This is a genomic window from Thalassoglobus neptunius (assembly GCF_007859735.1).
GTDB classification, from domain to species: domain Bacteria; phylum Planctomycetota; class Planctomycetia; order Planctomycetales; family Planctomycetaceae; genus Thalassoglobus; species Thalassoglobus neptunius.
This window is the reverse complement of record NZ_SIHI01000085.1, coordinates 1-7,891: the sequence shown is the minus strand read 5'-3', so window position 1 is coordinate 7,891 and position 7,891 is coordinate 1. Positions and strand designations below refer to the sequence as shown.

The window sequence follows — 7,891 nt, the reverse complement described above, 5'->3', positions numbered from 1 at the left end:
CACCAAATCGAGCGAAGCCATGATCTATGTGGCTTCCATTGGTCGCATGCTCCGCCGCTTAGCTCCTTCACCCAACCAAGCTCCGTTCAAATACCGACTTACAGCATGAAGAGGATTCCGGATAGGCTCTTAGAGCCACATGGTCATTCATCCAACTCGCGAACCAGTCACTACACGCGTCACTTGGAGTTCTGCCATGCACCCGCGAGCAGGTGTCAGCAAAGTCGGAATGCTTGTGGGGCTTATTCTCTTAGTTGCCTTGACGACGTTTGCTGTAACGGGCGTGCTCGTCACGATCTTCGAGCGTCAGCAGGAAGCACGAACACCATTCGTTCGACTGGTCGAAGTTGACGAAATCACTACTGACCCGGCTCCCTGGGGTGTAAACTGGCCGAATCAATACGACACATATTTACAATCCGTCGACACAGAAGAGTCAGAATATGGCGGCTCGAGTGCGATGACGACCAGCAAGCTGGAAACCTACCCTTGGCTGAAACGACTTTACGCTGGTTACGCATTCAGCCTCGATTACCGAGAAGCACGCGGGCATGCTTACATGCTCTATGACCAGGAAGTGACCAAGCGAGTGACAGAACGACCGCAGGGCGGGGCATGTTTACATTGTCATGCTTCGATCATCCCAACCTACCGCCGTCTCGGAATGGAGTCGTTCGGAGAGGAAGTCAACGAAGAGACACTGGCTCAGGACTTCAACTGGGATGCTGTCGTCGAAGGGTTCGTTCTCGTCAGCAAAATGGACTATCCCTCGGCTCACAAAGAAGTGCTCAGGACTCCCGATGGGTCGACCGGCGAGCAGAAATCCCCCTTTCCGGGAGGAACCTCTGAAGTCAAAACGAGCAGTGATGAATCGTCATCGGAATCGGAAGAAGCCGAAGACCCACATCTCGGGCACGCACATCCAGTGAGTTGTATTGACTGCCACGATCCCCAGTCGATGGAAATTCGCGTCACTCGTCCCGGTTTTGTGATGGGAATTCAATCGCTTGCGGAGAGTGACGAACCAGTTCATCACCTTCCGAGCATCACTCGCTGGCGAGAAGGATCGCGAGCAGAGAAATACGATCCGAACAAACTTGCCAGCAGACAGGAAATGCGTTCGTCCGTTTGCGGGCAGTGTCATGTCGAATACTACTGTGCCACGAAAGAAACTTTGTTCTTCCCTTGGGAAAATGGACTCAAAGCAGAACAGATCGAACAAACCTTCGATGAACATCTCTTCCCGGACGGAACCGAGTTTTACGATTACAAGCACGGTGAAACCGGAGCCAAAATCTACAAAGCCCAGCATCCGGAATTCGAACTCTGGAGTCAGGGAATCCATGCTCGAAGCGGCGTCAGCTGTTCAGACTGCCATATGCCTTACGAACGAAAAGGGGCCATGAAGGTCAGCAGCCACCTTGTGCAGAGCCCAATGCTCAACATCAACAACTCCTGTCAGGTCTGTCACAATGTTCCTGAAGCAGAACTGAAAGCACGTGTTGAGACCATTCAAAACCGGACAAAATCCTTAATGCTTCGGGCAGCAGATGCAATGACTGCGATGCTCGATGCGATTCGCGACGCCGAAGCAGCTGGAGCAACAGAAGAACAGCTGAAACCGATTCTTGATCTGCAAAGAAAGGGAATGTGGAGGTTGGACTTCATTAGCAGCGAGAACTCCAAAGGATTCCACGCCGATCAAGAAGCTGCGAGGTTGCTGGGTGAGTCGATCGATTACTGCCGTCAGGCAGAAGTGATGGCACTCAAGCTTCGTGCCGCAGACGCTCCTGAATCTCAAAAAGAAATCACCCCCATTGAGGGAGTGACACCAGCCGACGAGGCACCGGCTGGGGCGGAGTAGAAAGTTCAAGGAGAATCTTCCCGAACCGCCACTCAAAACTGGCGATCACCGGAAGCACATCTCTGCCCAATCCACGTGTCCGTTCATTTCACAACGACAAACAGGTGTTGCTATGAGCGTCAAACCCGTTCCCGATGGTTACCACGCAGTCCAAGCCTATCTCATTGTTCAGAATGCTACTGAAGCAATTGAGTGGTACAAAGAGGTGTTCGGAACTGAGGAGCAGATGCGACTCACCGGACCGGGTGGATCAGTCGGACATGCCGAACTTCAGATCGGTGACTCAGTGGTGATGCTCGCGAGTGAATTTCCTGATATGGAAGTTTACGCTCCCGAGCACTTCAATGGCTCTCCAATCAGCATGGCCATTTATCTTGAAGATGTGGACACCGTCTATCAACGTGCGATCGACGCCGGAGCAACGGCCAAACGACCGGTTCAAGATCAATTCTATGGGGACCGCAGCGGAATGATTGTCGATCCTTTCGGTCATTCCTGGTCGTTAGCAACTCACATTGAAGATGTGACTCCCGAGGAAGTCCAGAAACGCTTTGATCAAATGATGAGTGCTGGAAACGACTGACCGCAGCAGCAGAAATCTTGATGCAACGTTACGTCTTCTCCCAAAGCGATTCCTCGTCGCTGGGAAGACTCGGCGCTGTTGCAAGCAGGGCGAAAAACTCGTCGACCGATTCCACAACGGCAACGAGCTTTCGGTGGCGATCCAACATGAACCCTTCGCTGATCCCGTGATCGATCATTTGAATCAGGTGATCGTAATAGCCATTCACGTTCAGCAGCGCGACTGGCTTACGATGAAAACCGAGCTGCGCCCACGTCAAGATTTCGCAGAGTTCTTCAAACGTTCCAAGCCCGCCCGGGAGGGCGATAAACGCATCCGCTTCATCCGCCATCATCGCTTTTCGGGTGTGCATCGAGTCGACAATTCTCATGTCCTGAACTCCCGAATGCGCGAGTTCTTTCTGCTGCAGCGACTCCGGAATAACTCCGATGGCCGATCCTCCATGCTCCAGAGTTGCATTCGCGACGACTCCCATCAGTCCGATATGTCCTCCGCCGAAGACGAGCGTTCTCCCGGACTCTGCCAACCGTTTCCCCAACTCAGAAGCGGCGGATGCATACGCTGGATCGTGCCCGGTTCGGGATCCACAGAAGACGCACACACTCTGAATTTCTGACATCAAATCACTTCCTGTTACTGACTTCTTAACCGAAGGCTTCGAAACACGTTGCATTAACCTGTCATCGCTGCGAATTGTTCGACAGCCACGGTGAATCCAATTCCCAAAATAGATGCAATCGTCAGCCACACCCATTGGCCGAACATAAGACCTGAAGTTCTGGAAGGTTCTGAACACATCAGACGAACTTGTCGAATGCCACCTGTTGCGAGGAGAAGATTGACGAGAAGCGTCACGATCGCCAGAGCGATGAAACCGCGATGAGGTTCGGTGAGATGCGTCAACACGGACCGCTGATATGGCAAGAGCAGGGCGTTGCACAACATCAGCCGCCACCACGCCCCCGGGAGCGGAGGAACACCGCACAGACTGAGTGTCGCAGCACACTGCCAGATTCTGGAACGCGACAGAGCCCGGCCTCCATCTCCCTCATGTTCTCTTCGATTGAACGTGCAAAAGACGAAAACGAGCGCCGTTAGCGATTCGATCACGAGAATCAAACAAAGCAAACTCTCTACGGAGGGCAAATTCGACGATTCCCCCCAGGACAAGCCAGGACTTCGTGCTGACCACACAGAGAGAACTGTCGCGAGGTTCGCCTGTGCGAAGATTGAGTTGATCAAAATTCGCACTCTCGACACGCCGTCAACTTCCGACTGAAGTCGCAATCCCCACAGCCCGAGACAACACACGGAAATCACGGCCAAGACAGAGACCTCTGAAACGGACCACTGACTGAGCAAGCTGAACCGGAACAGAAACACAGAAGCTGCCAGAACGGGCAACAGCGAGCGACTGACCGTGTCGCCGATCGAAAAATAATCCTTCCCGGAAACCTCACGCCGGAAGGGCAACCAAGCAATCGACGTGAACAGACTCATCACAATGAGCAGGGCAGAGACTTTGCGTAATGGTTCGAAAGAACTCAGTTCGCCAAGTGCAAAGCCTCCCCACAACCCGATCAGCACAACGATTGCTTGCCGTTTCTCGACTGACCGATTCATTACTGCCCAATGCAATCCATTCGACGCATACTGGCAAAACGTCCCTGCGAACAGGCAGCAAGTGTAGGCAATCACAACGAGGACCGGATGAGAAACGACGCAAAGCGTCAGCAGCGATCCGCTCAAGAACAGGAATCGGGAAAGTTCGATTGAAGATTCTTCTTCGCTGTCCACCGCTTGCAAAGATGTCGCTGACCAGAGTGCCGCTCCAATCAAAGACAACAGGACTGACATCAGCGCGAACAACGCTCGATCTGCCGGAAAAGCGGACGGAGAGTTCGAACCGACCGAAATCCACATATTCGCCATGGACGCCAAAGCGGCCATCAACAGGACTGTGCTATTCCAAATCCTTCTCTGCCGGGCAGTCATCGAGGCGAGACAACAAATTCCCCCTCCAATGAGATAGAGACCGCAGATAAGGACGATCACGCTTCCGAATCCGATCACGTCATTCAAAACCTGTTCATTTGTTTCGTTGTTGCTAGAATTTGCGCATCATCGTCAATGCTTTGAATGAAGGCAATCGGTTGCCATGCCACGTTTTGAACTCGCTTCTGAATTTCAGCCCGCTGGAGATCAACCGGCAGCGATCGCATCGCTTGTCTCAGGGATCGAAGAGGGAAAGAAGTCTCAGGTGTTGCTGGGAGCAACCGGAACAGGAAAAACGTTCACAATCGCGAACGTCATTCAGCAGGTTCAACGCCCCACGCTGGTGCTTGCCCACAACAAAACACTGGCCGCGCAGCTCTATGGAGAATTCCGCGAGTTCTTCCCAAACAACGCGGTCACCTACTTTGTCAGCTATTACGACTACTATCAGCCAGAGGCGTACATCCCGCAGCGGGACATCTATATCGAAAAAGACGCCAGCATCAACGACGAAATTGACCGTCTGCGTCTGCTCGCCACCAGTGCACTGGTCTCGCGGCGGGATGTGATTGTCGTCGCCAGCGTCTCCTGCATTTACGGTCTCGGTTCGCCGCAAGACTATCTCGACATGATGGTGCCACTCAACGTCGGAGACACCATCGACCGGGACAGCTTTCTTCTGAAACTTGTCGACATCCAATACGATCGGAATGACATCGACTTTCAGCGGGGCAAGTTTCGAGTTCGCGGTGACGTGATCGAAGTTTGGCCCGCCTACGAAGAATTCGCCTATCGAATTGAACTCTGGGGCGACGAAGTCGACAAGCTTTCGATCATCGATCCCATCAGCGGAGTCGGCAGCAAGTCGCTGAAAGACATCTATATTTATCCCGCAAAGCACTTCGTGATGCCTCAAAATCGCATCGACGATGCCATGGAAGAGATCAACGAAGAACTCAATCAGCAGCTGGCGAAGTTTCAGAAAGAAGGCAAACTGCTCGAAGCGCAGCGACTCTCTGCCCGCACGCGTCACGACATGGAACTCCTCAAAGAAATGGGTTTCTGTCCGGGAATCGAGAACTATTCCCGAGCACTGACCAAGCGGAAACCGGGTGATCCGCCAGCAACTCTCTACGACTTCTTTCCGAAAGACTTCCTCTTCGTAGTAGATGAGTCTCACCAGACGATTCCACAAGTCCGGGCGATGTATCACGGAGACCGCTCTCGAAAAGAAACACTGGTCAATCACGGTTTCCGCCTGCCAATGGCCCTCGATAATCGTCCTCTCAAATTCGAGGAATGGGACAAGAGGCGCAACCAGACGATCTTCGTTTCTGCCACCCCCGCGGAGTGGGAACTCGATCAGACCAAAGGCGAAATTGTCCAACAGATCATTCGTCCCACGGGGCTCGTCGATCCGGTCGTGCGAGTTCACTCAGCACGCGGGCAAGTTCCGCACTTGATGGAGCAGATCCGCATCCGTGCCGAACGTGGTGAGCGAACTCTTGTCACGACGCTCACGAAGCGGCTGTCTGAAGATCTTGTGAACTACTTACAAGAGGAAGGCATTCGATGCGAATGGCTGCACAGCGAACTCGACGCCATTGAGCGAGTGGAAGTTCTCCGCGAATTGCGAGAAGGAAAATTCGATGCGGTCGTCGGGGTCAATCTCTTGCGAGAAGGACTCGATCTTCCCGAAGTTTCTCTCGTCTGCATTCTCGATGCCGACAAGGAAGGGTTTCTCCGGAGTGAAACGAGTCTTGTTCAGACAATTGGGCGGGCCGCCAGAAACGTGAATGCTGAAGTCTTCCTGTATGCAGACTCGGTGACAAAAAGCATGCAGCGGGCGATGGACGAAACAACCCGACGACGTGAAATCCAACTGAAATACAACGCTGATCACGGAATTACCCCTGCGACAATTCGCAAAGCGATCAAGCGGGGCATTGAAGAAGAAATCTCTGCACGCAAGATTGAACAAAGCGCGAGCGGTCGAGCCAGCGAAGTCGAATACATCAATCAGGAATACCTGAAGGAACTCGAAGCCGAAATGCTTCAGGCGGCTGAGAATCTCGAATTTGAACGGGCAGCGCATCTCCGCGATCGGATTTCCGATCTGCAAAAGCAACTCGACAGAGCTGATGGAGCGATCGCCGTTCCGAAAAACACCGGACCGAAACAGAAACGAAAAAGCAAAGCCCAAGGCAAACGCGGGAAGAAGAGAGGCTCGGGAAAACGAGTCCCCCGCCCGCGCCGCGGTGATTAAACTCTCCGGCACACTTCGCTTGACATCTCCAACTTGTCAAGGTCAATTCTCTCTTGCAACTCACAACTGCGAGGTTCTAGCAAAGGCATCCTATCAATTGTCCCTGTCATCTCCGATCAATGCAGCTACCGACTCAAGAACACTATTTAAAAAACGGAGCTGAAGGCTGATTTAAGTGAACGCGAAGGCCAATTATTAACAACATCAGATGACGTGTGAGAGTGATGGCAACCATCACCCTCACACTCTATCTATCTCCGAAATCTCATCGTCACTACATCGAATTGTTTACTTCGATGCCACACGAATACGTTTCGCACGACAGGCGGAGAGAAGCCCAAGACCGAAAAGAATCATTGAAGATGGTTCCGGAACTTGACCATTGTTGTTGCCGAGGCGAGTTCCACCAAACACGACTTCATTCGCGATTGTCACGTCAGCACCACGAGGAGGAATCAAGTCTTCTCCGAGGAACCGAGTGATTTCGATTCGCATATAACTTGCGGAAACCGCCGCAAAATCGGCAAATTCTGCTGGCGCAATCACTGAGTTTCCTTGATTGCTTTCGTGAGTGTCCAGATCAATCAGTTGAAATGCTCCAATCGTGGTCGCGCTCGAGAAGTCGGATGATTGTGATGCGAGCAAATTGAAGTTCAGAATTCCTCCGTTGGAAAGCGAATTCCAGATCGAAAAACTGTCGACCATAAACAATCCACCGAGGTCGAAGTCAACTGTCACAGGAGGAGTAGCGCTATCGTCAGGAACACCGTCAACAGCACCGCGATGATCATTCCCAGAACTATACAGGAGTTGCCGTAACACCGCTAACCAATTCACCAATCGAATTGACATACTGCCCAGCGGGTAACGAGGCAGATAATCCAGAAGAATCGATAAGGTTACTTAGTGGCTGCGTGACAGGTGAAGTTGGATTCGAATTACTGGAAACCGCAACAGGCTGTATTAAAAACCCCGCATGCAATGTTGATCCTGTTGCAACGACTGGCGTGCTCCCCATTTTCTGATCCAGATGTTATGAGAGTCAACCGACCGATTTTGGTTCGAGGAGACTTTGATGACGAAGCGACGACGACGTAAGCCTGAGCAGATTGTGAAGCTGTTGCAGGAGGGGCAAGCGATGTTGGCGGCAGGAAAGTCGCTGGCTGAGGTGTTGCAGAAGCTG

6 protein-coding genes are annotated in these 7,891 nt (G+C 52.3%); 3 read left to right on the top strand and 3 right to left on the bottom strand.

All coding sequences use genetic code 11. From position 1 onward, the window contains the following. Nucleotides 1-196: 196 nt before the first annotated feature. Together KOR42_RS25230 and KOR42_RS25225 are read left to right on the top strand one after the other, a co-directional pair. Nucleotides 197-1,864, top strand: a complete 1,668-nt coding sequence (locus KOR42_RS25230; RefSeq protein ID WP_146512579.1) for an ammonia-forming cytochrome c nitrite reductase subunit c552 — start codon at nucleotides 197-199, stop codon at nucleotides 1,862-1,864. Nucleotides 1,865-1,976: 112 nt separating this feature from the next. Then, a complete protein-coding gene (locus KOR42_RS25225; RefSeq protein ID WP_146512578.1) occupies nucleotides 1,977-2,447 on the top strand; it encodes a VOC family protein in 471 nt (156 codons plus the stop codon). A 28-nt stretch (nucleotides 2,448-2,475) separates the two neighbouring features. On the opposite strand, the gene KOR42_RS25220 is transcribed toward KOR42_RS25225, so the two are convergent. Both KOR42_RS25220 and KOR42_RS25215 read right to left on the bottom strand, forming a co-directional pair. Next, nucleotides 2,476-3,066, bottom strand: coding sequence for an LOG family protein (locus KOR42_RS25220; protein ID WP_146512577.1), 591 nt, complete (start codon nucleotides 3,064-3,066; stop codon nucleotides 2,476-2,478). A gap of 53 nt (nucleotides 3,067-3,119) precedes the next feature. Continuing rightward, complete coding sequence (locus KOR42_RS25215; protein ID WP_146512576.1) at nucleotides 3,120-4,529, bottom strand: hypothetical protein; 1,410 nt, start codon at nucleotides 4,527-4,529, stop codon at nucleotides 3,120-3,122. Nucleotides 4,530-4,605: 76 nt separating this feature from the next. Between KOR42_RS25215 and uvrB the strand changes: the two genes are divergently transcribed. Then, on the top strand, nucleotides 4,606-6,708 hold the full coding sequence (gene uvrB, locus KOR42_RS25210; RefSeq protein WP_146512575.1) for an excinuclease ABC subunit UvrB: 2,103 nt from the start codon (nucleotides 4,606-4,608) through the stop codon (nucleotides 6,706-6,708). Nucleotides 6,709-6,996: 288 nt separating this feature from the next. Here the strand turns inward: uvrB and KOR42_RS25205 are convergent, their stop codons facing one another. After that, a complete protein-coding gene (locus KOR42_RS25205) occupies nucleotides 6,997-7,560 on the bottom strand; it encodes a PEP-CTERM sorting domain-containing protein (RefSeq protein WP_146512574.1) in 564 nt (187 codons plus the stop codon). Nucleotides 7,561-7,891 lie beyond the last annotated feature (331 nt).

Excerpts from the sequence above, each read along its gene's own strand:
- KOR42_RS25230 (WP_146512579.1), top strand. The coding sequence starts at position 197 with ATGCACCCGCGAGCAGGTGTCAGCAAAGTCGGAATGCTTGTGGGGCTT.
- KOR42_RS25225 (WP_146512578.1), top strand. The coding sequence starts at position 1,977 with ATGAGCGTCAAACCCGTTCCCGATGGTTACCACGCAGTCCAAGCCTAT.
- KOR42_RS25220 (WP_146512577.1), bottom strand. The coding sequence starts at position 3,066 with ATGTCAGAAATTCAGAGTGTGTGCGTCTTCTGTGGATCCCGAACCGGG.
- uvrB (WP_146512575.1), top strand. The coding sequence starts at position 4,606 with ATGCCACGTTTTGAACTCGCTTCTGAATTTCAGCCCGCTGGAGATCAA.
- KOR42_RS25205 (WP_146512574.1), bottom strand. The coding sequence starts at position 7,560 with ATGTCAATTCGATTGGTGAATTGGTTAGCGGTGTTACGGCAACTCCTG.